Source organism: Hyphomicrobiales bacterium (assembly GCA_016710435.1).
GTDB lineage: Bacteria > Pseudomonadota > Alphaproteobacteria > Rhizobiales > Aestuariivirgaceae > Aestuariivirga.
The window spans coordinates 1,337,738-1,360,032 of the sequence record JADJVV010000001.1; the positions used below are offsets into that span (position 1 = coordinate 1,337,738).

A 22,295-nucleotide genomic window follows, 5' to 3' on the forward strand; every position below is an offset into this window, starting at 1 on the left:
ATGACGGTCCGCATAAAGGGCGCAAAAAAATGAAGACCCATTTTCCCATCTCCCGGATGAACCGCCGCAACCTGTTGCGCGGCAGCGGGGCCCTGTTCGCGGGCCTCACGCTCCTTCCCTACAAGGCCATGTCCGAGGAAGAGAAGAAGCTCAGCTTCTACAACTACGACACATACATCGGCGAGCACACGCTGGCTGACTTCACCGCCGCCACCGGTATTGACGTCAAGATGGACCTCTTTGCCGATGGCGACGAACTCTTCACCAAGCTGAAGGCAGGCAACCCGGGCTATGACGTGATCATCCCCACCAACGACAAGGTGGAACGCATGATCAAGGCCAACATGCTGGTAGCCCTCGATCACGGCAAGATCCCCAACGTCGCCAACATCGATCCTGCCTTCATGAATCCGACCTTCGATCCCGGCCGCAAGTATTCGCTGCCCTACATGTGGGGCACCGTCGGCATCGGCTATCGCAAGTCCAAGGTGACGGATGCATCAAGCTGGAAGGTCCTGTTCGATGACCCGACCTATGCCGGCCGCATGGCCTCGCTGGGTGACCAGGAGCACAACATCGGCTGCGCCCTCAAGTATCTGGGCTACGGCTACAACTCCACCAACATTGATGAACTGAACAAGGCCAAGGATCTCCTGATCTCGGCCAAGAAGGGCATCAAGAAATATGCCGATGACAATGGCCAGGACTTGCTCGCACAGGGCGAAGTTGATCTGACCATGGAATACAACGGTGACATCGCCCAGGTGATGGCCGAGGACGAAGACATCTCCTATATCGTGCCGAAGGAAGGCTCCAACGTCTGGGAAGACACGATCGCCATTGCTGCGGGCGCGCCGCATCCTGAAAATGCGCATGCCTTTATCAACTTCGTCTTTGACAAGGAGAACGGCAAGCACATCGCGGAAACCATCCAGTACGCAACGCCCAACAAGGCCGCGCGCGAAATCATGGATGAAGCCTATCAGAACAACCCGGCCATCTTCCCGCCGGCGGAGATTCTGGCCAAGTGCGAATACGCATCATACCTGGGCGAGGAAGCCCTCAAGGTGCGTGATGAAATCTGGACGGCCGTGCAGGCCGCCTGAAGCCATGCACGCCTGCTGAACCCGAACGGAGACGCGAAAGCGTCTCCGTTCTCTTTTGGACCAACGCCCAATGCCTCTCGCCCCACCACCCCGCCTGCCTCTTTCCGTGATCCGGGACTTTGTCTCGGAGAAATACGGAATGGCCGGTGAATTTACCGCACTGGATGGCGAGCGCGACCAGAACCACAGGCTGGCAGCGGACTCCGGCAACGTCGTGGTGAAGGTCGGAAGCGCGGGCGAGCCTTTCGTCCTCGCGCAGGAGCAGGCGCGCGCCCTTGATCATCTGGCGACAGTTGCCCCTTCCCTGCCAGTCCCACGCTGCGTGGCCTCAAGAGATGGGAGCAAGGTATCTGTGCTTCGCTGCGATGACGCAGACCATCCCGTTCTCGTGCTGCAATGGCTTGACGGGGAAGTTGCGGGCGAACGTCACCTGAGTGCCGAACAATATCTTGCGTGGGGCGCGGTGATCGGCCAGTTGAACAAAGCCATGCGCGGTTTCGTATCCGTGCCCCTCATGCTGCGGCAACTCGATTGGAATGTCGCGTCGTTTGATGAGGTGCGATGGCCCGTGAGCGAACTATCGACAGGGGAGGCGGCGCTGCTCACGCCTGTCTTGCACTTCTTTCGCCAGTCAATTGCGCCGCGGCTGAAGCGATTTCCCCATCAGGTCATGCATTCCGACGTGCATCCCTACAACACCTTGTTCGCGCGGGATGGCGGCGTTTCCGGCATCATTGATTTCGGCGACATGATCTTTGGGCCCCGACTGCTGGATTTGTCCAATGCCATCGGTGACTGCCTTGTTCCCGGACACGACATGGCGCGCGTTGTCGAGAACCTGGTTTCGGGATTTGTCCGCCATGTGCCCCTGGAGGCGGCGGAGGTCGGGGTGCTATTGCCGCTTGCGAAAATGCGAACGGCGCTCAGCTTTCTCATCAGCCGCCAGCGCATGGCGCAGGATGTTACACTCACGCCTCAGATTTCAGCGCTGGCCGCCCTCAGTCTGGATGTGTTGCGGGCGCTGGAACGAAAGGACCTGACGGAGGCCGTACGCTATGCGGCCAATGTTCCGCGCCAGTCCTCGCCATCGGAATCGCACCTGCAGGAGCGGCGTGCCAGCGCCATGGGGCGGAAGTCGCTGCTGTTTTACGACACGCCGCTTCAAGTCGTGAACGGGGAAGGCGTGTGGCTGACCGCGGCGGATGGCCGACAATATCTGGATTGTTACAACAACGTGCCCCATGTCGGCCATGCGCACCCCCACGTGGCGGACGCGGTCGCCCGGCAGTTCCGCGTCCTGAACACCAACACGCGTTACCTCACAGAAGAGGCCGTTGCCTATGCCGAACGTTTGAAGGCCACGCTGCATCCGTCCCTGGACACGGTGGTTTTCGTCAACTCGGGTAGTGAAGCGAATGACGTCGCGTGGCGCATGGCCAACATCTTCACCGGGCACACAGGCGCACTCTGCATGGACTTCGCCTATCACGGCGTGACCATGGCATCCGACATGCTCTCGCCCTCCAATTATCCTCCCGGCGGATGGCGGGCGCCACTCGTTCGGCAGTTGCGGGCGCCCGACGTCTACCGTGATCCGTTGAACGTTCCGCCTGAGGAAGCTGGCGAGGCCTATGCGGCCGCGGTGGATGCCTTGCTCTCCAGCCTTGACAGGGAAGGCCACGGCATCTCGATTGCCATCATGGATTCAGCCTTCATGACGAACGGAATCCTCGAGGCACCTGCAGGTTACGTAAGCGCCGTGATGCGGCGTGTGCATGATCACGGCGGCCTGTTCATTGCCGATGAGGTACAGTCTGGTTTCGGTCGCATGGGCACGCACATGTGGGGCCATCAGCATCACGGCATCATTCCGGATTTTGTCACCATCGGCAAACCTGCCGGCAATGGCTATCCGGTGGGGGCCATCATCACCAGGTCGGCGATCATGGACCGCTTCGTCGATGCAGCAGGTCCGTTCTTTTCCACTTTCGGTGGCGGCAACGCAGCCTGTGCGGCGGGGATAGCCGTGCTTGAGGTGATGGACCACGAGGATCTCCAGTCAAACAGCCTGAGTACCGGGCAATACCTGCGGCAGCAGTTGCGTGGGCTGATGGGCCGGCATGATCTGATCGGTGATGTCCGCGGTTCAGGTCTGGCGACCGGTGTAGAACTGGTCTCCGACAGGACGCACAGGACTCCCGCCCCGCGGGCCACACGTGAAGTGATCAACGGGCTCAAGGATGCGGGCGTTCTGGTGGGAAGCGACGGGAAATGGGGCAACGTGCTCAAGATCCGCCCACCGCTCGTCTTTTCAACCAAACATGCCGACAGGGTGGTGGACACCCTCGACCGTGTGCTTGCGGTTGTTGGCCGAACTTGCGAGCCCGCAAGAAATAGGCTTTAAATCAAAGAAAAAGACACAGGGCGAGGGACACGCAATCTTGGAAGACTGGAAATCCAACGGCCGGTCGTTTTGGACACTGGCAACGCCGGGCACATTCTGGCTGGTGGTCTTCTTTCTGATTCCGCTCGGCTATCTTCTCATTCTGTCATTTTCGAGCAAGGCCGTGATTGACGGCCAGGTTTCGGTCAACGACTACGACTACATCACCGGCATTGAAAACTATATCCGGGCCATCAATCCCGACATCATTTCCATCTTCATGCGGACCCTGTGGTGGAGCGCGCTCGCAACTCTGGCCTGCCTTCTCATCGGCTATCCCATCGCCTTTGCCATCTGCTTCATGCCAGAACGCTGGCGGCCCATGGCCCTGCTGCTCATCGTGTTGCCGTTCTGGATCAACCTGCTCATCCGCACCTATGCCTTGAAAACGGTCATGGGCGCGCGGGGCATCATCAACACGGTGTTGGGATTTGTGGGCATTGGCCCCGTTGAAATGATCGGCACCACAGGCGCCGTGATTTTCGGCCTCGTCTATGTCTTCTTGCCCTTCATGATCCTGCCGCTCTATTCAACCATCGAACGGCTCGACAAGAGTTACCTCGAAGCAAGTCTTGATCTCGGCGCGTCGCAATTCCAGACCTTCCGGAAGGTGACGCTGCCGCTCACCATGCCGGGTATCATCACCGGCCTCATTCTCGTCTTCATCCCCTGCCTCGGCATGTTCCTTATTTCCGATGAACTGGGCGGCCCCACCTCGTGGATGATCGGCAACGTCATCCAGGCCCAGTTCGGTACGTCCAATGACTGGCCGTTCGGGTCTGCACTCTCGTTTGCCCTGATGATGCTCACGATCATCGTTCTTGTGATGCAGTGGTATTATCAGAACCGCTCGAAGGGAGCGCAGTGATGTCCAGCCAGCTGAAACCGGGACAGGGTCCGCTGGAATACGGGCGCCGCCGCTGGCTGCAGTCGCTGTTTGCGGTGACGCTTGTCGTGCTTTACGTGCCAATCTTCGTGCTCATTGCGTTTTCCTTCAACCAGCAGAACCGCGGCGGCGTGTGGAAGGGCTTCACCTTCGAAAACTATCCCAAGGCCTGGGCCAACGAGTCAATTTACGATGCCATGGTGAACTCGCTCGCCATCGCCGTCATCACGACGCTTGTGGCCACGGTCATCGGAACCATGGTCGCGGTGATGATGTGGCGCTTCCGGTTTCCCCTGAAGCCGGCCTACGAGGCGGCCATGGGCCTTCCCATCGTCATTCCCGAAATCTGCATGGGTGTTGCCCTCCTGTTGTTCTTCAACAACACCGGCCTCATCGATTTCTTCAAGAACAAGGTCTGGCCGCTCAACCTGAGCACCATCATCATCGCCCACGTGGCCTTCTGTTTCCCCTTCGTGGCCATCGTGGTGAGGTCCCGCCTGGTGGGATTCAACAAACAACTGGAAGAAGCCTCTCGCGACCTGGGTGCCAACGAATGGCAGACCTTCTGGCAGGTTCTTGTCCCCTACATGAAGCCCGGCATCATTGCCGGCGCTCTCCTCGCCTTCACCCTGTCGCTGGATGACTTCATCATCACCTTCTTCGTGGGCGGCCCGGGCTCCATCACCTTCCCGGTGAAGATCTATTCCATGGTCAAGACTGGCGTGAAATATGAAGTCAACGCCGCCTCGACCGTTCTCATCGTCATCACCATTCTCGCCACCGTGCTTGCAATGAAATTGCAGGCCCCCGAAAAGTCAGGTCATTGATCATGGCAGATCCCATCGTTTCCGTTCGCAATGTCTCGCGTCGCTACCCCGGTGGCGTCACCGCGGTGGACAATGTCTCCGTCGATATCATGCCAAACGAGTTCTTTGCCCTGCTGGGTCCCTCGGGCTGCGGCAAGACGACGTTGCTCCGCATGATTTCCGGACTCGATACGCCATCCGAAGGGCAGATCTATATCGGCGGCGAAGACATGGCTTTCACGCCCCCCAACAAGCGCCCCACCAACATGGTGTTCCAGTCGTACGCCGTGTTTCCCCACATGACCGTGGCGCAGAACGTTGCCTACGGATTGAAGGTGACTGGCGTTCCCGCCGACGAGATCAAGCGCCGGGTAGGGGAAGGTCTGGAACAGGTGAAGCTGTCACACCTGGCGGACCGCAAGCCAGACCAGATGTCCGGCGGCCAGCGTCAGCGCGTGGCGCTGGCACGCGCACTGGTAAAACGCCCGAAGGTCTTGCTTCTCGACGAACCGTTGTCGGCGCTGGACGCCAAGCTCCGCGACGACATGCGCCTCGAACTCACCCGCCTCCAGCAGGAAGTCGGCATCACCTTCATCATCGTGACGCACGACCAGGACGAGGCGCTTTCCATGGCGACCCGCATCGCTGTGATGGAGAAGGGCGCCATCATGCAACTTGCAACGCCGGAGGAGCTCTACGAGCACCCGACGTCCCGTTTCGTTGCTGACTTCATCGGCAAGGTCAATCTCTTCGATGCCGATGTCGTGTCGCAAAAGGGCACGGCCGTAATCTGCAATGCCAAGGGGCTGGGCAAGATCAACCTCACGACGGACCGCAGCTGCGGCAAGCAGGTGACACTCGCGGTGCGTCCGGAAAAATTGAAACTGTCGAAATCATCACCGAAGGCCGATGGCCTGATCAAGGCAGAAGCACGGGTGCGCGACGTAGCCTACTATGGAGACTGGAGCGAGGTTGTTGTCGAACTGAACTCCGGCCAGATGGTCTCGGTCAACGTCCAGAATGAAAAGCGCGATGTGAACGCCAGCGTGACCCGCGGTGAGAAGACCTATGTATCGTGGAACCCCGGCGACAGCCTTGTGCTGACGGAATAGATCAAAATCAATTCGGCGCAATGCGACCGCCGCTGAAGCATTCACCCGTCGAGGAGAAACTCACATGGCACTGGAAATGGACAAGCTCGGCCGCTTGCCCGGCGACGATGCGTTCCGCCGCACCGATCTGAAAGGCACAAACTGGGAGCCCACATATGCGGGCGCCTTGTCCTTCATGCGCCGCAAATATACGCGGGACCTTGCAGGTGTTGACATTGCGGTGACAGGCGTGCCCTTCGACCAGGCCGTGTCCCACCGTCCCGGAACGCGCCTCGGTCCGGAAGGCATTCGCCGGGCCTCGGCAGAAAATGCGTGGGGCCCGTTCTGGCCCTGGAATTTTGATCCCTTCGAGACGCTGGCTGTCGTCGACTACGGTGACTGCTTCTTTGACTGGGGCAAGAAGGACGATTTCCCGACCACGCTGGAAAGTCACGCGGCGGGCATTCTGGCGTCTGGTGTGGAAATGATCACTCTCGGCGGCGATCACTACATCTCATATCCGTTGCTCAAGGCCCATGCCAAGAAGCACGGCCCCCTCGCTCTGGTCCATTTCGATGCCCACCGCGACGTGGAGATCGACAGCGGCGGGCGCATCGATCATGGGACAATGTTCGGCTACGCCGTGCGCGAGGGTCTGATAGACCCTCGCAAATCCGTGCAGATCGGCATTCGCACAACCTTCGTCGGCGAAACCACAATGGGCTTCCGCATCATCTATGCGGATGAAGTGCACGACTCCACCGCCGATCAGCTGGCAAAGGTGATCAAGGAGAAAGTCGGGCCGGCGAAAGCCTATCTGACCTTCGATATCGATTGCCTTGATCCTTCGGCGGCACCCGGCACGGGGACACCCATTCCCGGCGGCATGACCTACCATCAAGCAGCCTCGATCATCCGCCGCCTGAAGGATGTGAACTTTGTCGGCATGGACATGGTCGAAGTGTCGCCGCCCTTTGATCACTCCGAACTGACGTCGTCAGCCGCCGCGAGCCTCATCATGGAGTATCTCTGCCTGCGTGCATGGCAGCGTGGCGCCCGCGCGGAAGCGATGCCGGAATGACTGTACGCTAAGCTGCTGTCTTTGCCGGAGGTGCGATCTTCAGCACGTTCTTCACGATGTGCTCGGCCGTGCGCACCGCCTGCGCGACGATGGTGAGCGACGGGTTGACGGCTGTCGAAGATGGCAGGAAAGACGCATCCACGACATAGAGATTGTCCACGTCCCAGACGCGGCAGAAGGGATCGAGCACCGATGTTGCAGGATCATTGCCGAAACGGGCAGTGCCACACTGGTGCATGGCAACCTTGATGTCCATTTTCTGTGTGATGATGATGGGGAAGCCCAGCTTCCGCATCAAACGGCTCCAGTGCTTCACCAGTTCGCCGTGGGATTTCAGATTGTTCGCGGTGTAGGACAGCCTGATCTTGCCGTCGCTGTCGAGCGACACGCGGTTGTTGGGATCGGGCAGGTCTTCCGACATGATCCACCAATCCACGCTGCGCGTTGCAAACCAGTCCATCAGAAACTCCGGAATGAGCGGCATGTTGGCCGTCAGCATGCCGCCCTGCAGCTTCCCGAGACCCTGCACGTTGCCCAAGGGATAAGGCCTCACGGAATTGGCCAGGTAGAAATCGTTGATGCACAGCGACTTCTGGAACGTCACGTTGTTCTTCTTGAACGGATTGACGGCCATCATCGCCGTGTTGTTGTGGGCCATGTAGTTGCGGCCCAACTGGTCCGATGAATTGTTGCCGAGTCCCTTCGGATGCTTGGCGTTGGACGATCGCAACAGAAGTGCTGCGGAATTGATGGCGCCCGCACTTGAGATGACGAGGCCCGCCGAGATGATGCGCGCTTGGCCGCCCTGTTCAATCTCCACGGCCACCACCTTGCGGCCAGTGTCATCCGTGATCAGCCGGCGTACATAACTTTCCAGCACGAGATCGACATTGCCCGTCGCCAGCGCGGGATCGACCATGCGTACTTCCGCGTCGTTCTTGGCTCCCAGCTTGCAGGCAAAGCCATCGCAGGTCTTGCAGCGGATGCACTTGCCCCCCGGATGGAGGTCAATGGCCACGGGCAGCGGAAACGGCTTCAGGCCCATTTCCCGCAGGCGTGTGTCGAAGAACTGGATTTCCGGTTCGTGCCCCACGGCAGGATGCGGCATGGGGCCAGAGCGCGGTGGCTCGCACGGGTCCATCCCCGCCGTGCCATGGGTTCCGAAAAGTTGCTCCGCCACATCGTAGTAGGGCGCAAGTTGCGCGTAGGTGATGGGCCACCCCGGAGCCACACCAGCCTCATGCTGGAGGGGTTCAAAATCCTCCACGCGGAAGCGAACCGTCGCCGTGCCGAAGAACTTGGAATTCCCGCCCACATAATAATAGGTAGAGGGGTTGAATTCCTGTCCGTCGCGGTCGCGCCAGGTTTCGCGCGTGGCGTAACGGCGCTCGTGGAACACGGCCTTGACGCTCCAGTTGTCTGCCTCGCGCGGAAGGCGCGTGCCTCGCTCGATCACCAGCACCCGTGCACCGGCCACGGCCAGACGATTGGCCATCGCCCCTCCGCCAACGCCCGCACCGATGATGACGGCGTCGTAGGATGTGTGGATGGCGGTCATGGTGGTATCCTCTGTCTTCATGATGATTTGGAACGGGTGCCGCGCGGCGGGACGTCATCGCCGAAGAGCGACTCGTTGGCGGCGTGCATGGCGGCCATCACGGCAAAGGAATTGTCGAGATGGATGCGCATGGCGAGTTCGGCCTGCAAGGCATTGCCCCGCTGCAGGGCCTGGGCGATGGCGGCATGCTGTTCCGTGACATCAGCAAGATGACCCGGCACCGGGGCACTGAGTTGGCGCATGCGGTCCAGATGGACCTTGGCCAGCGTGATGAATTTCCAGATGCGGGGATAGCCCGAAATCCGCGCAATCATGGCGTGGAATGCATCGTCTTCCTCAAGATAATCCTCAAACCTGTTCTCCGCCAGAATGACACGCATCCTCGCGATACTGTCGGCCAGCATCTGTGAATCGTGCACCGTGACAAGGTCCGCCGCCTTGCGCACGCTCTCCACTTCAAGCGCACGCCGCAGCACGAAGCCTTCTTCCGCGACCGGAAATGAGATGCGACTCACCCACGTTCCGGAATGCGGCAGGATGTCCACGAGACCTTCTTCGACCAGTCTCTGCAGTGCCTCCCTGACGGGGGTGCGTGACACCTTGAAGCGTTCGGCGATGTCCTTCTCTTGAACCGGGACGCCCGGCCGGAGATCAAGTCGCACGATCGCACGCCGCAGATACTCATATATCTGCTCAGATTTCGGCGGAGACCGGTCTTGCGTGCCGTTCGTGCTCATAAAGGAAACTCGCTAAAACTCCACATCGGTGATCCGGATTGACAGACCTTGTGACTTCTGTGTCTAATAACTCATATATTGGTTGCCGTTACAAGGGGCGTTGACGCCTGAAAGGCTGCGATGAGCACGATCACCTATCTCACCCGCATCGAATTCGGCGAAGGCCAGGTCTCGCGGTTGCAGGAATTCCTCGATGGCCTCGGCATCAAGCGCCCCCTGATTGCGACAGACAAGGGTCTCGTGGCCACTGGCCTTGTGGCAAAGGTCACGGCGCAGCTTCGTGACAAATCCTTGATCTTCGATGGCACCCCCGCCAACCCGACGGAAGATGCCGTGCTGGCGGCCCATGCCGTGTACCGTGAAGGAGACTGCGATGGGATCGTTGGCTTGGGCGGTGGCTCGGCGCTCGATCTCGCCAAGGGTGTCCGCCTTCTCACGGGACATGAGGGTCCGCTCGCGCAATATACGCTGGTCGCGGGCGGCGTTAGCCGGATCCACGGCCGAATCTGCCCGATGATCGCCGTCCCAACAACGTCCGGCACTGGCTCGGAAGTGGGCCGCGCCGCGGTCATCATCACGGCGGAAGGCCGCAAGCTGGGGATCATCTCGCCCCACATGCTGCCATCCATCGCCCTGTGCGATCCCGAACTCACCTACGGCCTGCCGCCGGGCCTCACGGCCGCAACCGGCATGGATGCGATCTCACATTGTCTGGAAACTTACATGGCAAGCGCCTTCAATCCGCCCGCCGATGCCATTGCACGCGACGGCCTTGCCAAGGGCTGGCGCTCTCTCCGCAACGCCGTAGCCAACGGCAACAACAAGGAAGCGCGCAACGACATGATGATGTGCGCACTGGAAGGGGCCATGGCTTTCCAGAAGGGCCTTGGTGCAGTGCATGCCCTCACGCATCCGCTCGGCGCAATCCGATCCCTCAATCTCCATCACGGCACGCTCAACGCGGTGTTGATGCCAACTGTCCTCCGCTTCAACCGCAGCGTCATCGGCGCCAAGTGGGATTGGCTGGAGAAGTTCTTTGGCCAGGCACCCGACAAGGCCATCGCCGCACTGAACCAGGACATCGGAATTCCCTCGGGATTGGCCTCGCTCGGCGTGACCGAAGCCATGATGGAGCAGGTGGCGCAGGAGGCACTCAAGGATCATTGCCACGCCACCAATCCGCGCCTCGCAACAGCGGCGGACTACCTCGCCCTGATGCGGGATTCGGCCTGAAGAAGCCAAACAAGAAACTGCCGGAGGAGGCCTCATGTCCAACATTGCCAAATATCGCACCCTTTTCAGCTTGGCCGGCAAGAAGGCCATCGTCACGGGCGGCTCCCGCGGCATCGGCAAGGCTTTGGCAGAGGGACTCGCCGCCTATGGGGCCGACGTGGCGATCGTCGTCAAGTCGACAGTGGACCGTGCCGAGGCCGTGGCCAGCGACATCCGCAAGGATGGCACGGACGCCTTCGTCATCCAGGCGGACGTGTCGAACGAAGCGGATGTGAAGCGCATGACGGAAGCCGTCATCAAGCGCTGGGGCCGCATCGACATTCTCGTCAACAATGCCGGCATCATTTATCCGGGCAACTCCGAGAGCTACACGCTCGAGGATTTCCGCAAGACCATGGCGACGAATCTCGATGGCGTCTTTCTCGTCTCGCGCGAAGTGGGCCAGCACATGATCCGGCAGAAGTCCGGTTCAATCATCACGATCGGATCAATGTCGGGCTATATCGTTAACTGGCCCTTCCGCCACACGGCCTACAACGTGTCCAAGGCAGGCGTACACATGCTGTGCAAGGGGCTCGCCACCGAATGGGCCGAGCACGGCGTGCGCGTCAATGCCATTGCACCGGGCTACATTCGCACTGAACTTACCGACGAAGTGATGAAGGAACATCCCGACGTGGTGAACAACGAATGGGCAAAGGCGGCGGTTCAGAACAGGATCGGTTCCGTGGATGAACTGGTCGGCGCCACGGTCTATCTCGCCTCCGATGCCGCGAGCTTCACCACCGGTGAAGTCATTGTCATCGATGGTGGCCTGACTCTCCGCTGACGGCCCTCAAGGGCCCGGTTTCGCTGCATCAAGGGCGCGGCCGACGATGGCCGCATCTTCAACGTCGAGCGCGAGTGGTGACAGAATGATGCGCCCATGGTGGCGCTCGCTGTCGTCGACGTGGATGGCGGGCGAATGCGAAAGCAGCCGCCGCGTCAGTTGCCGCGCCGCCTCGGGCGAGCCAGTATCGATGGAGATATGGGGAACCCGGTCATTGTCCGCTTCGTGCTGAATGCTCATGCCCGCACGCCAGTCCGTGTTCGCCTCGCGCACTGCTGCAAGCGTCGCGAGCCACCTTGCATGACGCACACCATCGCCTTCGCGCACGAATAACTGTAGCGCGGCAAGAAGCCCGGCAATTTCTTCCTTCCCGGCCTTGCAGGGACGGCCGATGCCGGTCACTGGCATGCCGACAAGACGCCTGCGATCAATGAGCGTGTCCGGCGGCGTCCACGTATCAATATATTGGTCGAGATCAAGATGCTGCAGCGCTGCGGCCATGATGAGATCACGCCTGCCGCAAAGGAATCCGCTGGCCTGCGGTCCGCCCAGCACCTTGCCGCCGGAGAAGGCAACGAGATCGGCACCGACTTCGATAAAGCGGCGCAGGTTTGCTTGCGGCGGCAATTGCGCAGCCGCGTCCACGAGCACCGGCAGACCGTGACGGCGCGCGATTGCCACCACCTCGGGGAGGGAAGGTTCCGCATTCTCCGCAGCCACGTGGAAGATGGCCGCCGTCCTTTCCGTAATGGCGCTTTCGATCTGCCAGCCCTGTGCATCGCGAACACCAGCGCCCGCATGACGGTCGGGCAGGCCCACCTCCACGAGGTTGGCACCTGCGGCACGCAAGGCATGGTCATAGGCATTGCGCTGGCTGCGCACGATGATGATTTCCCTGCGCGGACCATCCTGCGGGAGCCGCGCCATGCTCGCGGCATCCAGCCCCGTCATCGCGGCGGCCGCACCGAGCATCAGACAGGCGGAGGCACCGGATGCAATATAGCCTGCTTCCGCGCCTGTGATACGGGCAATCTCCGCAGACGCTGCCGCCTGCAGTTCCGACATGTCGAAACACTGGCGCGAAGCATCTGTCATGGCGGCGATCACCTCCGGATGCATGATGCCGCCCGAAAGCCGTGTAACGGTGCCACGGGCATTGATGATGCGGCGGGCGCCGAGGTCGGAAAGCAAGCTCACGGCTTGACCGCCATGACGGCAGTGATTTCCACCGTGATGCTCTCCGGCAATGTTCCCATGCCCACTGCCGCCCGCGTATGCCGGCCCGCTTCTCCGAACACCTCGACGAAGAGGTCGGAGCAGCCGTTGATGACTTTGGGATGCTGTGTAAAGTCTGGCGCGGCATTCACCATCCCCAGCACTTGCAGCACACGCTCCACCCTGTCGAGTGATCCGAGCGCCTGGCGCGCGCAGGCCAGCAACATCAGGCCCGTCCGGCGGGCATGCTGGTAGGCTTCCTCCACGGAGACATCCCGTCCGACGATGCCCCGTGCAAAATCCCCGTTTTCCAGGAGCGGGCCTTGCCCCGAAATGTAGAGCAATCCGTTGTGCTCAATTGCAGGCACATAGTTGCCCTTGGGTGATGGTGCCTCGGGAATGAAGATGTTCAGAGCCTTCAACCGGTCTTCAGCGGACATATTCAACAGCTCCTTGACAATTTTTGAAATCCATTTGAATTTATAATTCAGGTGGTCGCAGAAACCAACCAGACGATGCGAGGGAAGGCAAGAAAATGGCGCTCAAGGGCACCAACCAGGAATTTGGCCGGCCCTATAACCGGCGGATCGTGCTGGAAGCCATTCGCCGCCTTGGACCCATCGCCAAGGGGGAGATTGCGGGCCGGGTCGGCCTTACGGTCCAGACTGTCTCCAACATCACCCGCGAACTCGAAGAGCAGGGCTTCATCACCAGCCAGAAGCAGGGCGCAACCGGCCGGGGCTATCCCGCCCGCAGGCTCAGCATCAATCCCGAAGGCGCCCATGCCATCGGCGTCAATATATCACCGCAACGCCTGCAGGCAGCATTGACCGATCTGACCGGCAACATCATCGCCACGCGCGAGTTGGCCTTGCGCAAGCCTGAACCCGGCGACACCCTCGATCATGTGATCACCATGGCCCGCGCCTTGCGCCAGCCGATTGGCGACAAACGTGTCCTCGGCATTGGCCTGTCCATGCCCGGCCCTTTTGATGTGGAGTCCATGAGCTTCGTTGGCCCCACCACGCTGGAAGGCTGGAAGGATGTGCCCGTGCGGGACCACCTCGCCAGCCGCACCGGTCTTCCTGTCTTTGTGGAAACGGACCACGCCGCCGCCGCGCTGGGGGAACAGCTTTATGGCGCGGGCCGTACGCTCAAGGATTTCTACTATCTCTATGTTGGCGTCGGATTGGGCGGTTGCATGATCATCGATGGCCAGGCCTTGCGCGGCAACCATCGCAACGCGGGTGAGGTGGGCCACCTTCCGCTTGTACCGGACGGCCTGGCCTGCCCGTGCGGGAACGTCGGCTGCCTCGAACGCTATCTTTCGCTGGAAGCTTATGAACGCCGCCGCGCCGAAGTGGGTCACGCACAGTGGATCACGGAAACGGCTCCGCTATTCCGCAAGGCCGTCGTTGCCATTGAAAACCTGTTTGATCCGGAAGCGATCGTCGTCGGTGGACTGGCACCCCGCGTGCTGCTTGCGGAGCTGTTTGCTGCGGCAGAGCCACTAGGCAATTCAATTGCCGTCCATCCCGGACGGACGGCGCCCCGCATCATACTCGCTGAGGGTGGCGCCAACAGCGTGCTTCGCGGGGCAGCGGCACTTGCCGTTTCGGGCGTGCTCTCGCCCCGTCATGGCGTGATGTTTGCGGAGGCGGGAAACGAAACCGACCCCATGTTCCATGGAGAGGCCGCATGACCGCCGATACTCCGCTCCTGCAACTGCAGGACATCCGCATGCGCTTCGGGGCAATCGAGGCCTTGCGCGGCGTGAGCTTCGACATCCGCCGGGGCGAAGTGGTGGCTCTCCTCGGCGACAACGGGGCAGGCAAGTCCACCTTGGTGAAGATCATTTCCGGCGGCCTGCAGGCGACCTCCGGCACAATGGTCTTCGATGGCAGCGAACGCCATTTCGCCAATCCATCGGAAGCCAAGGCGGCCGGTATCGAGACCGTGTACCAGGATCTCTCGCTCTGCACGAACGTGGATGTTGTGGCGAATTTCTTCATGGGGCGTGAAATCGTCAAACGCTACTTCGGCATTCCGATTCTGCAGGAAGCCGCCATGTATGAAGCAACGGAGCGCGCCATCTCAAATGCAGGCACGCGCATCCCCTCGCTGCGTGTCAATGTCGAACACCTGTCCGGCGGCCAGCGCCAGGCCATCGAGTTGAACCGCTTCGTGCACTGGGGCGGCAAGCTCGTGTTGCTGGACGAACCTTTTGCGGCGCTGGGCGTCGAACAGACACGGCGTGGACTCGAGATGATCAAGAACATCGCCGCACAGGGCATTGCTGTCGTGGTCATCACCCACATCATGGCGCAGGCATTCCAGGTGGCAGACCGGATTGTGGTGGTGCGACAGGGCACGGTGGTGGGCGACCTGAAAAGCGCCGACACGAGTCCCGACGCAATTGTTCAACTGATTACGGGTGAGGCCCTGCCGGGCCAGGCCCGCAATGCAAGGGTTTCAAACCCGTAACAAGGAGGAAGGTCATGAAGAGACGTACATTCACGTTTGCAGGCGCGGCGCTGGTGGCAGCGGCTGCGGCAGGTCCCCTGCCGGCCTGGGCCGAAAGCAAGGGGCAGATCTATTACATGGTCCCCACGCTTCTCGACGAATTCCAGACCGAGTCCGTTTCGGCCATCGAGAAGTTCCTGAAGGACGTGGGCTACGAGCCCATCACCCTGAATGCCGACAACAAGACCGATGTGCAGCAGAGCCAGATGGACAGCACCATCTTGCAGAAGCCCAAGGCCATCATCCTGGCGGCCGTTGACTTCAACGCCCTGAAGCCGTCAATCGAGAAGGCCCGTGCTGCGGGTATCCCGGTCATGATCTTCGACCGGCAGATCACCTCGACGCCCACCGATCTCACCTCGGTCGCGGGTACGGTGGAGATCGGCTATGTGGCAGCCGGTGAAATCCAGCGTCTCCTGAAGGAGAAGAAGGGTGATGTTAAGGGCAAGATCCTGCAGGTGCTGGGCGATCCGTCCGATCCCTACACCCTCGACATCCAGAAGGGCTTCGAAGAAAAGATGAAGGACTTCAAGGACGTCCAGATCATCTCGCTGCCCGCCATGCAGTGGGCGGCAGACAATGCCGGCACGATCGTGAACGATCAGCTTGTGGCCAACCCGGACATCGACCTGATCTTCGTCCACGCGGCTCACCTTGCCGTGGCTGCCGTTGCTTCCATGGAAGCCAAGGGCAAGAAGCCCGGCGACGTGATGCTCGTGTCGTCGAACGGCGCGCCCGTCGGCCTTGATCTCATCCGCAAGGGCTGGGAACAGGTCGAGGTGGAACAGCCGCTCTATGCGCAGGCCGCCGCGATTGCCATGTTTGCCGACAAGGTGGTGAACAAGCAGGAGCTCAAGCCGGGGACCTACAACGTCCTTGGGCTCGAATCCACGCTGACCATGGAAAGCTGGGGTCCGAACCTGAAGATCCCCGGTGCCGCCATCACCAAAGACAATGTCGACGAGCCGCGCTTTTGGGGAAACCTGAAGGCTCCCGCCGACAAGATCACCCCGGTCGAATAACAGCAAGCTGAAGGATGGGCCGGCGCCTCTCGCGCCGGCCCTCAATCCCATGATTTCATCGTCCCGACGCAAAGCCGTGGAATTTGTCCTTGATCACCTCGTGTGGCTGCTGCTCGCCGTGGTGCTCATCGTGTTTTCGCTCACGGTTCCCAATTTCGCGCAGGTCGGAATCTACGCGAACATCATCGAGCAATCGACCTTTGTGGGCGTCATGGCCGTGGGCCTCGCCATTGTGATCATTGCCGGCAACATGGACCTGTCGGTGGAATCCGTTGCCGCCCTCACCGCCATGGCAACCGGCATACTCTTTTGTTCGCACGGCATTGGGATCGGCTACACCTTCACGCCGGAATGGCTGGTGGTTCCGGTTTCCCTTGTGTTGTCGTTGGCGATCGGTGCCGTCGCCGGACTCATCAACGGCTTCTTCACGATCCGCCTAAAGATGAACGCCTTCATCGTGACGCTCGCCTCCTACATATGGATTCGCGGCCTCGTCGTGGCGGTGTCGGGGGGACGTTCCGCCCAGGACCTCGCACCACCCTTGCGCTGGCTCGGCATCCAGACAGTTCTGCAAGTGCCGATGATCGCCTGGATTGCCATCGTCGTCTTCGTGCTCTTCACGTTCCTGTTGGCCAAGACACCCTTCGGTCGACATGTGATGATGATTGGCGGAAACCAGGTCGCCACCTATCGTGCCGGCATCAAGGTGGACCGGCTGCTGATGTGGACCTTCGTGCTGGCTGGAGCAATTGCCGGACTGGCGGGGTGGCTTCTTGCCATCCGCACATCCGGGGCCACGGCAAACCTCGGCACCGGCATGCTCTTCAATGCCTTTGCCGCCGTCGTGATCGGCGGAGTCAGCCTCAAAGGCGGCGTCGGCAAACTGCCCGGTGTCTATGCGGGCGTGCTGCTGCTCTCCTCGATCCACACCGCCATCAACCTCATGGGTCTCCCTGCCCATTACACCCAGGTAATCCTCGGTCTTCTCGTTCTGGCCGCTGTTCTCCTCGATACCGTCAAACACACGATACGGCAGAAATACATATGAACAGGCGATTGACAGGCAAGGTGGCGCTGGTGATCGGCGGCGCGCGGGGAATTGGTGCGGGAATCGCCGCCCGATTTGCGGAAGAGGGCGCACGGGTTGTGATCGCCGACATGCTCTCCGCCGAAGGCGCGGCAACCTCTCAGGAATTGCACGGCGATTTCATTTCCGTCGATGTCTCCCGTTCCGAAGATTGTGAAGCCGCCGTTGCCCATGCCGAGAAGCTCCATGGCGGGCTTGACATCCTGGTGCAGAATGCCGGCATCTATCCATGGACGCTGATCGAGAACACCTCCCCCGAAGAATGGGACAAGGTCCTCGCCGTGAACCTGAAGGGCACGTTCCTTGCCGCGCGTGCGGCTCTGCCGGCGTTGAGGCGGCGTGGTGGCGGACGCATGATCTTCACCTCATCGATCACGGGACCGCGCGTCACCAGTCCGGGCCACGGCCACTACTCCGCCTCGAAGGCGGGCATCAACGGGTTCATCAAGGCCGCTGCGCTTGAGTTTTCCCACGACCGCATCACAGTCAACGGCATTGAGCCAGGCAATATCCTGACGGACGGGATGAAGCAGCACCGCTCGGCCTCGTTCATCCGCATGATGGAGGAAGCGGTGCCGCTGGGCCGCCTCGGCACGCCCCGCGATGTGGCCAATGCCGCGCTGTTCCTTGCTTCCGATGATGCCGACTACATCACGGGTACGACCATCATCGTGGATGGCGGCCAGACCCTGCCGGAGGGCAAGGACTTCCGGCTTTCTCCGGAGTGAATGCATCCATGGGACTGCTTGACCACCTGATTTTGCGGCCTCTCCCCAGCCGCCGCATCGCCGACCTCGAAACGCCCGTACCCGTCATCGACATTGATGTTGTGGAGCGCAATGTCACGCGCTGGCAGGACCGCTGCAATCGCCTGGGTCTCGCCAACCGCCCGCACATCAAGACGCACAAGCTGCCAGGCGTCGCGCACTATCAACTTGCCATGGGCGCGCAAGGCATCTGCGTTCAGAAACTGGGTGAGGCCGAGGTCATGGCTGGTGCCGGCATCACCGACATGCTGCTCACCTTCAATGTCGTTGGCGCATCAAAGCTGTCCCGGCTCGCAGGGCTCATGAAGCGCACGGCGATTTCCGTAGTGGCCGACAACAGCGCCATGCTGGACGGACTGTCCGGCGCGGCCACGCAGGCGGGGCGGCCGCTGCGCGTGCTGGTGGAGTGCGACACCGGCGCGGGCCGCAATGGCGTCCAGTCCCCCGAGGCCGCCGCTGCCTTGGCGCGTATCGTCGACGGTACGCGCGGGCTCTCCTTCGCGGGCCTCATGACCTATGCCGCCGTGGGCCAGCGCGAGGCAACGGATGCGTTCCTGGTGAAGGCCCGCGATCTCTGCCGAGACGCCGGCCTGCGTGTGGATATCATCACCTCAGGCGGAACACCCGACATGTGGAGCGATGCCGGACTGTCCCATCTCACGGAATACCGCGCCGGCACCTATGTCTATTTCGACCGCTCGCTTGTGGCGCGCGGCACCTGCACCTACGCGGACTGCGCGCTGCATGTCCTGGCCACCGTGGTGAGTTGCCCGACGCCGGAGCGCGCCATCATCGACGCAGGCACCAAGGCGCTGACCAGTGATCTCTCAGGCCTTGAAGGTTACGGCGTGGTGGCGGACCTGGGCGAAGCGCGCGTCTATGCCGCAAACGAGGAACACGGCTATCTCGACACATCGCACCTCGCCATCAAGCCCAAGGTGGGTGATCTCGTCAGCATCACGCCCAATCACGTCTGCCCGGTGAGCAATCTCTTTGATGAAGTGGTGTTTGTCAGGCGCGGCGAAGTGCTCGGCGCGGTACGTGTGGAAGCGCGCGGCAAAGTAGTCTGAAAAAATCGGGCAAGGAACCGGATGGTGGAGCCAGGCGGAATCGAACCGCCGACCTCTTGCATGCCATTTTTGGCAAAGTGTTTTTTTTATCCTGTTTTGAGTTGGTTGTTCCTGATAATATTGACTTATTACAATGGATTAGGCTGGCCCCGGTTTTTTCCAGTGCTGCTGCTTCTTATGTGGACTTGGTCACCATGTGGTCACCAAACGGGAATTGAAGAATGCGAAGCGGCAGGGTCAGGCAGAAGATTTCAAAGTCAGTAGTAGATGCTGCGGCACCGGAAACGAAAAGGTACACCATTTGGGACATGGCTCTACCTGGCTTTGGCCTGACAGTAGCCCCCAGTGGTCTCAAGACATTTATCGTGCGCTACAGGGCGAAGCATCCGCACGCCCCGAAGCGGTTCGTGAAGCTGGGAAGATATGGCGTCCTGACACCAGAAGAAGCTCGACGAAAGGCGACGGCTGTTTTGGGAGAGGTCGCTCAAGGACGGGATCCAGCCTACGAGAGTGCGCAGGCCAGCAAGGCTATCACCTTTGATGCAACCTGTGACTGGTACATGGAGCAACATGTTCGAGCCAAGAGAAAGCAAGGAACCGCAGCTCTCTACAGCCACATCATAGAAACCAAACTAAAGCCGCAGTTCGGCAAACGTTTCTTGGTCAGTATCAGCCGTCCTGAAGTCGCCCAGTTTCACTATTCACTCCGCAGAACACCGGCGATGGCAAACCGGATGCTGGCAGTCTTAGCGGCGATCTACAACTGGGCAAGTCGGACGGACCTAATCGACGAGAATATCAATCCCGCGAGAAAGATAGAAAAGTTCAAGGAAACGGCCAAGGATCGCTACTTGTCGCTGGAGGAGCTTGGGCGTCTTGGCCGCGCCCTTCGAGAAGCAGAGCAGGCAGGGTTTCCATACCAGTATGATCGCAGCAAGGCCACCGCCAAACATGGAGCAAAGCCGGGCGACAGGAACGTTCACTTTTCTCCCTTTGCAATCGCTGCGATTAAGCTGCTGACTCTAACGGGATGCCGCGTCGGAGAGGTACTTCAGTTGAAATGGCACGAAGTCGATCTTGGCCGAGGAATGCTTCACCTCGCCGATTCCAAGACCGGGCGAAAGACGGTGCTCCTCGGCACCGAAGCAATTCGGGTGCTCGCGTCACTCCCACGAATAGCTGGTTCTGAATACGTGATAGCGGGCGAGAGTGACGGTCGGCGGGTGGACCTGAAGCGTCCATGGAAAGCAATACAAAGGCATGCCGCTCTTGAAGGGGTTAGGCTTCATGACCTTCGCCACTCATTTGCAAGTATTGGGGTGGGGGCCAGCCTCGGATTGCCGATCGTTGGCAAGTTGCTTGGCCACACTCAAAGCCGCACGACGGAACGCTACGCCCATCTGGCCAACGATCCCTTGCGAAGAGCTTCCGAACTGATCTCGTCTGAGATAGCTTCCGCCATGAGGTCCCCAGTCGATACCAGCGACAAGTTGGCAGACGCTGAGAGGGTCAATCAGGAAGTCGAAGATGTCACGAAGAAAGACGCTTAGGGGCTCGAGAGTCGTGAATCTGACTGGCAAGCCAAGCGAACTCTATCAGCAATTGTTTTTTTCCTTCACCGACGAAGAGTGGCATCAGGTTTGCCGACACTACGATTTCAGTCGTGATGGGAAAGAAAAAGCTCGTCTTGCGCGGATGTTCATCACATCAGCCGTGAACAAATATTGCCGCGAAGCCATTCTCCAACTTCGACAGTCGGAGGTGAAAGCTACTTTGATCGACGTCGTAACTGCATTCCGAAAAATAAGACCGAAGGTGGACAAACTCAGAGCATTGAACGACTTGAAGCAAGCAATAACATCTATCCCCATTCTCAAAGATGGACCTTCAGGTCGAAGACTCCTCACAGAGAGGTTCGAGGAACATCAAGACTTCGTCCAGCTGCTCGAGGGATGTTTGGAAGAGATGCCCAAGGTTCCGACCGGTCCAAAAGACAAATCGATTCCACTATTGCTAGATGAGCTCCAGAGCTACCTTGAGCAACGGTCTATTGATGGTAGCCTCAGTCCAAGTGACCCGAGGTGGACAGGTCCCAAAGCAAATCTAAGGTTTCTAGCAGCCATCATGAAGTCAACTAAGCGGGTTACAAATGTTGATATGCCAGACGAGAAGCTCAAGGAAAGCCTTCATCGCTTTATTACTCGCTTGAACAAGGATCGGATTGATCGTTAGTGGCTATTGCCTTCAGGGTAGCAGGAAGGAATCTTTACCCCATATGCGGATGCGCTTTGAGCACAATTCGGCTGGTACAGCCGAACCGTGCTTCGGACATGCGGATAGCGCCCTGTCGCACAATCAGATTTGGAACGCATCCTTTCGGAAGCACGGGGCGGCTAGCGTCCCTCCCGTTTACGTCCAGTTCAATCCAGCGCCGGCGATCTCCTAACCAATCTGACGATCAGAAGTGCCCGAGGGTCGCAACTGTAAGCGTTGCCCTCATCAGTGCCATGACAAATGCCACGGCTTTTCCAGACCATCATTAAGAAAGTAGGAAGAAATGCCCTCTCCGACACCCAACCGCTTTAGGAGCGGCATCTTCGGGTTTGGCCAAGTTGTAGTGGTCTGATGTCGTATTTATGCAGAGGAGATCGAGTCAGCCCACTTCCAACAACATTTTTCGGTCAAAAAGTGTTAAGTTTCCAGGCCGACGTTTTCGACGGCGTCAGGTGCCGCTTCCGTGTTGCCTCTCGGATTGGGGCGGAACTCCGCTTATGATTGAACAAGGAGTTCAGTTCGCCCCCCGCAAATCAATTCGCCGTTATAGTATTGATTTCAGCTTCC

Annotated in this window: 20 protein-coding genes; 16 read left to right on the top strand and 4 right to left on the bottom strand. The window is 59.8% G+C overall.

The genetic code is table 11. The features are described from left to right. Positions 1-29: 29 nt before the first annotated feature. From IPM06_06565 to speB, 6 genes are all read left to right on the top strand, one after another. Positions 30-1,106: a spermidine/putrescine ABC transporter substrate-binding protein gene (locus tag IPM06_06565; protein MBK8770077.1), complete on the top strand. Its 1,077-nt coding sequence runs from the start codon at positions 30-32 to the stop codon at positions 1,104-1,106. A 139-nt stretch (positions 1,107-1,245) separates the two neighbouring features. Further along, a complete protein-coding gene (locus IPM06_06570; protein ID MBK8770078.1) occupies positions 1,246-3,510 on the top strand; it encodes an aminotransferase class III-fold pyridoxal phosphate-dependent enzyme in 2,265 nt (754 codons plus the stop codon). Next, the gene (locus tag IPM06_06575) at positions 3,428-4,417 is read left to right on the top strand and encodes an ABC transporter permease (GenBank protein ID MBK8770079.1); all 990 of its coding nucleotides are present in this window, start codon (positions 3,428-3,430) and stop codon (positions 4,415-4,417) included. Before IPM06_06570 ends, IPM06_06575 begins: the two co-directional genes overlap by 83 nt. Beyond that, on the top strand, positions 4,417-5,262 hold the full coding sequence (locus tag IPM06_06580) for an ABC transporter permease (protein MBK8770080.1): 846 nt from the start codon (positions 4,417-4,419) through the stop codon (positions 5,260-5,262). The genes IPM06_06575 and IPM06_06580 overlap by 1 nt, the downstream gene beginning before the upstream one ends. Before the next feature lie 2 nt (positions 5,263-5,264). Continuing rightward, on the top strand, positions 5,265-6,353 hold the full coding sequence (locus IPM06_06585) for an ABC transporter ATP-binding protein (protein MBK8770081.1): 1,089 nt from the start codon (positions 5,265-5,267) through the stop codon (positions 6,351-6,353). Between the two features lie 64 nt (positions 6,354-6,417). Next, the gene (gene speB, locus IPM06_06590; GenBank protein ID MBK8770082.1) at positions 6,418-7,413 is read left to right on the top strand and encodes an agmatinase; all 996 of its coding nucleotides are present in this window, start codon (positions 6,418-6,420) and stop codon (positions 7,411-7,413) included. Positions 7,414-7,420: 7 nt separating this feature from the next. Here speB and IPM06_06595 read toward each other — a convergent pair whose 3' ends face one another. After that, entirely contained in the window at positions 7,421-8,971 is a 1,551-nt protein-coding gene (locus IPM06_06595) for a GMC family oxidoreductase (GenBank protein MBK8770083.1), read from the bottom strand. Positions 8,972-8,988: 17 nt separating this feature from the next. Then, positions 8,989-9,708, bottom strand: coding sequence for a GntR family transcriptional regulator (locus tag IPM06_06600; GenBank protein ID MBK8770084.1), 720 nt, complete (start codon positions 9,706-9,708; stop codon positions 8,989-8,991). Positions 9,709-9,828: 120 nt separating this feature from the next. On the opposite strand from IPM06_06600, the gene IPM06_06605 reads away from it, so the two are divergent. Together IPM06_06605 and IPM06_06610 are read left to right on the top strand one after the other, a co-directional pair. Then, positions 9,829-10,941 (top strand): iron-containing alcohol dehydrogenase, encoded by a 1,113-nt coding sequence (locus tag IPM06_06605; protein ID MBK8770085.1) that lies wholly within the window; start codon positions 9,829-9,831, stop codon positions 10,939-10,941. Positions 10,942-10,975: 34 nt separating this feature from the next. Beyond that, the gene (locus tag IPM06_06610; protein ID MBK8770086.1) at positions 10,976-11,770 is read left to right on the top strand and encodes an SDR family oxidoreductase; all 795 of its coding nucleotides are present in this window, start codon (positions 10,976-10,978) and stop codon (positions 11,768-11,770) included. Positions 11,771-11,776: 6 nt separating this feature from the next. On the opposite strand, the gene IPM06_06615 is transcribed toward IPM06_06610, so the two are convergent. Then, positions 11,777-12,967 carry an aminotransferase class V-fold PLP-dependent enzyme gene (locus IPM06_06615; GenBank protein MBK8770087.1) on the bottom strand — a complete coding sequence of 397 codons (1,191 nt, stop codon included), beginning with the start codon at positions 12,965-12,967 and terminating at the stop codon, positions 11,777-11,779. Continuing rightward, the gene (locus IPM06_06620) at positions 12,964-13,425 is read right to left on the bottom strand and encodes a RidA family protein (protein MBK8770088.1); all 462 of its coding nucleotides are present in this window, start codon (positions 13,423-13,425) and stop codon (positions 12,964-12,966) included. The genes IPM06_06615 and IPM06_06620 overlap by 4 nt, the downstream gene beginning before the upstream one ends. A gap of 95 nt (positions 13,426-13,520) precedes the next feature. Between IPM06_06620 and IPM06_06625 the strand changes: the two genes are divergently transcribed. The 8 genes from IPM06_06625 to IPM06_06660 all read left to right on the top strand — a co-directional run bounded on the left by IPM06_06625 (position 13,521) and on the right by IPM06_06660 (position 21,686). Further along, positions 13,521-14,687, top strand: coding sequence for an ROK family transcriptional regulator (locus tag IPM06_06625; protein MBK8770089.1), 1,167 nt, complete (start codon positions 13,521-13,523; stop codon positions 14,685-14,687). Then, positions 14,684-15,469 (top strand): sugar ABC transporter ATP-binding protein, encoded by a 786-nt coding sequence (locus tag IPM06_06630; GenBank protein ID MBK8770090.1) that lies wholly within the window; start codon positions 14,684-14,686, stop codon positions 15,467-15,469. The genes IPM06_06625 and IPM06_06630 overlap by 4 nt, the downstream gene beginning before the upstream one ends. A gap of 14 nt (positions 15,470-15,483) precedes the next feature. Further along, positions 15,484-16,530, top strand: a complete 1,047-nt coding sequence (locus IPM06_06635) for a sugar ABC transporter substrate-binding protein (protein ID MBK8770091.1) — start codon at positions 15,484-15,486, stop codon at positions 16,528-16,530. 52 nt (positions 16,531-16,582) lie between these two features. Further along, entirely contained in the window at positions 16,583-17,578 is a 996-nt protein-coding gene (locus IPM06_06640; protein MBK8770092.1) for an ABC transporter permease, read from the top strand. Beyond that, positions 17,575-18,345, top strand: coding sequence for an SDR family oxidoreductase (locus IPM06_06645; protein MBK8770093.1), 771 nt, complete (start codon positions 17,575-17,577; stop codon positions 18,343-18,345). The genes IPM06_06640 and IPM06_06645 overlap by 4 nt, the downstream gene beginning before the upstream one ends. An 8-nt stretch (positions 18,346-18,353) precedes the next feature. Next, positions 18,354-19,454: an alanine racemase gene (locus IPM06_06650; GenBank protein ID MBK8770094.1), complete on the top strand. Its 1,101-nt coding sequence runs from the start codon at positions 18,354-18,356 to the stop codon at positions 19,452-19,454. 221 nt (positions 19,455-19,675) lie between these two features. After that, on the top strand, positions 19,676-21,004 hold the full coding sequence (locus IPM06_06655; GenBank protein MBK8770095.1) for a tyrosine-type recombinase/integrase: 1,329 nt from the start codon (positions 19,676-19,678) through the stop codon (positions 21,002-21,004). 13 nt (positions 21,005-21,017) lie between these two features. Beyond that, a complete protein-coding gene (locus IPM06_06660; protein MBK8770096.1) occupies positions 21,018-21,686 on the top strand; it encodes a hypothetical protein in 669 nt (222 codons plus the stop codon). Positions 21,687-22,295: the final 609 nt, after the last annotated feature.

What these genes read in the sequence shown, in the direction of transcription:
- IPM06_06565 (MBK8770077.1), top strand. Translation starts at nt 30, where the DNA reads ATGAAGACCCATTTTCCCATCTCCCGGATGAACCGCCGCAACCTGTTG.
- IPM06_06570 (MBK8770078.1), top strand. Translation starts at nt 1,246, where the DNA reads ATGGCCGGTGAATTTACCGCACTGGATGGCGAGCGCGACCAGAACCAC.
- IPM06_06575 (MBK8770079.1), top strand. Translation starts at nt 3,428, where the DNA reads ATGCCGACAGGGTGGTGGACACCCTCGACCGTGTGCTTGCGGTTGTTG.
- IPM06_06580 (MBK8770080.1), top strand. Translation starts at nt 4,417, where the DNA reads ATGTCCAGCCAGCTGAAACCGGGACAGGGTCCGCTGGAATACGGGCGC.
- IPM06_06585 (MBK8770081.1), top strand. Translation starts at nt 5,265, where the DNA reads ATGGCAGATCCCATCGTTTCCGTTCGCAATGTCTCGCGTCGCTACCCC.
- speB (MBK8770082.1), top strand. Translation starts at nt 6,418, where the DNA reads ATGGCACTGGAAATGGACAAGCTCGGCCGCTTGCCCGGCGACGATGCG.
- IPM06_06595 (MBK8770083.1), bottom strand. Translation starts at nt 8,971, where the DNA reads ATGACCGCCATCCACACATCCTACGACGCCGTCATCATCGGTGCGGGC.
- IPM06_06600 (MBK8770084.1), bottom strand. Translation starts at nt 9,708, where the DNA reads ATGAGCACGAACGGCACGCAAGACCGGTCTCCGCCGAAATCTGAGCAG.
- IPM06_06605 (MBK8770085.1), top strand. Translation starts at nt 9,829, where the DNA reads ATGAGCACGATCACCTATCTCACCCGCATCGAATTCGGCGAAGGCCAG.
- IPM06_06610 (MBK8770086.1), top strand. Translation starts at nt 10,976, where the DNA reads ATGTCCAACATTGCCAAATATCGCACCCTTTTCAGCTTGGCCGGCAAG.
- IPM06_06620 (MBK8770088.1), bottom strand. Translation starts at nt 13,425, where the DNA reads ATGTCCGCTGAAGACCGGTTGAAGGCTCTGAACATCTTCATTCCCGAG.
- IPM06_06625 (MBK8770089.1), top strand. Translation starts at nt 13,521, where the DNA reads ATGGCGCTCAAGGGCACCAACCAGGAATTTGGCCGGCCCTATAACCGG.
- IPM06_06630 (MBK8770090.1), top strand. Translation starts at nt 14,684, where the DNA reads ATGACCGCCGATACTCCGCTCCTGCAACTGCAGGACATCCGCATGCGC.
- IPM06_06635 (MBK8770091.1), top strand. Translation starts at nt 15,484, where the DNA reads ATGAAGAGACGTACATTCACGTTTGCAGGCGCGGCGCTGGTGGCAGCG.
- IPM06_06645 (MBK8770093.1), top strand. Translation starts at nt 17,575, where the DNA reads ATGAACAGGCGATTGACAGGCAAGGTGGCGCTGGTGATCGGCGGCGCG.
- IPM06_06650 (MBK8770094.1), top strand. Translation starts at nt 18,354, where the DNA reads ATGGGACTGCTTGACCACCTGATTTTGCGGCCTCTCCCCAGCCGCCGC.
- IPM06_06655 (MBK8770095.1), top strand. Translation starts at nt 19,676, where the DNA reads ATGCGAAGCGGCAGGGTCAGGCAGAAGATTTCAAAGTCAGTAGTAGAT.